The organism is Mesorhizobium sp. M7A.F.Ca.CA.002.05.1.1, assembly GCF_003998335.1.
GTDB lineage: Bacteria > Pseudomonadota > Alphaproteobacteria > Rhizobiales > Rhizobiaceae > Mesorhizobium.
Map to the genome: position 1 here is coordinate 1 of NZ_RZQI01001522.1, position 677 is coordinate 677.

Consider the following 677-nt stretch of genomic DNA (forward strand, 5'->3'; position numbering starts at 1 on the left):
GTCCCTCGGCAGCGGCAACTGGGCTTGCGTCGGCTACCAGCGGGCGAACGGCGGCCCGGTGACCATCCCCGCCGGTACCTCCATATCCGGGCCGGCTCTGGTGCTTGAACAGAGCACAACACCGGCTCCGACGACCGAAGGGCGGATCCAGTGGGACACCGACGACAATGTGATTGCTGTTGGCGATGGAGCGGCAACGCAGATATTCGCGCCTCTGCCAGCATCGACCGCCGCTGGCGACATCCTTTATCTGAGTGGGGCAAAGGCTCCAGCCAGGCTCGCAAAGGGCACGGCAGGGCAGACCTTGCGCATGAACGCCGCCGCTACGGCGCCCGAATGGGGTGGCGGCGCACCCGATGCCATCATGGAAGACCAGAAGGCGTCAGGCATCAACGGCGGCACCTTCACTTCGGGCGCATGGCGTACCCGAGACCTGAACACCGAAGTCCGCGATCCCTACGGGCTGATTTCCCTAGCCTCGAACCAGTTCACGCCGACCGTCGCGGGTTGGGTAGAATGGAGTGCGCCGGCTTGTAAAATTGGCGTTCATCAATCCCGGCTGTTCAATGTCACTGATGGCGTAGAAGTCACCGCAGGCACCAGTGAGCAGACCGACAACGGCAACGACTTCACGCAAACCAGAAGTATCGGCGGTGCGCCGGGCGTTGCCGGGAAAA

1 protein-coding gene is annotated in these 677 nt (G+C 63.4%); it reads left to right on the top strand.

Translation table 11 applies throughout. The annotated features are described in order from the left end of the window. Positions 1-677, top strand: a 677-nt coding sequence (locus EN939_RS36800; RefSeq protein WP_206528474.1) for a hypothetical protein, incomplete at both ends; no start/stop codon positions are given.